1 protein-coding gene is annotated in these 896 nt (G+C 35.8%); it reads left to right on the top strand.

The features are described 5' to 3' along the window. Nucleotides 1-896, top strand: an 896-nt coding sequence (locus ABD715_RS17770; RefSeq protein ID WP_344789677.1) for a DUF6443 domain-containing protein, incomplete at both ends; no start/stop codon positions are given.

Genomic DNA, 896 nt, shown 5'->3' with positions numbered 1-896 from the left:
GTGATGAGAATTATGTATATACTATAACTCCAAGAAAAGAAACAACAAATGTTTCTAGTTTAGAAAACAATGAAAAGATAGAAAGCATAGCATATTATGATGGTCTTGGTAGGCCCATGCAAAGTATCGCTATAAGAGGAGGGGGAGCAAGTGAAGATATTATAACTCATATAGACTATGATGATTATGGTAGACAAAGTAAAGACTATTTACCTTATGCCTCTTCAAGTAATTGTGGCGGATATCAAAGTGATGCTTTATCAGTGACAAATAGTTATTACATATCCAAGCATGCTGCAGATATTAATGCATCAGTACCAAATCCGTTTTCAGAAAAGAACCTAGAAGCTTCACCTCTAAATAGAGCACTAAGCCAAGGCGCTCCGGGTTATGATTGGCGTAAAGGCGGAGGCCATGAAATAGAGTTTGATTATAAATCTAATACAGGCACAGAAGTAAGACGTTATGATGTTAATATAAGCGAATCTACAAGTAATACTATAAAGGTGTATACCCCCAGTTTGGTTTTAAACGGTAATTATGCTGCCAATACGCTTTATAAAACCATTACTTATGATGAAAACCATAGCTCAGGACTAAATCATTCAACCGAAGAGTTTAAAGACAAGCAAGGGCGTGTTGTTTTAAAACGGACCTATAATAATAGTGCCCCTCACGACACCTATTACGTTTATGATGATTATGGTAATTTAAGTTATGTCTTACCGCCAAAGTCAGAACCACAGTCTGCAAAACCAGACGCTACAGTGCTCTCAGAATTATGTTATCAATATAAATATGATGATAGAAACCGCTTAGTAGAAAAAAAAATACCAGGAAAGGGTGACGCAAATACTTGGGAAGAGATTGTTTATAATAAGTTAGACCAACCAGTA

The organism is Postechiella marina, assembly GCF_039538365.1.
Lineage (GTDB): Bacteria > Bacteroidota > Bacteroidia > Flavobacteriales > Flavobacteriaceae > Postechiella > Postechiella marina.
Note: the sequence above shows the minus strand (reverse complement) of the source record. Positions and strands in the feature narration are given on the sequence as shown.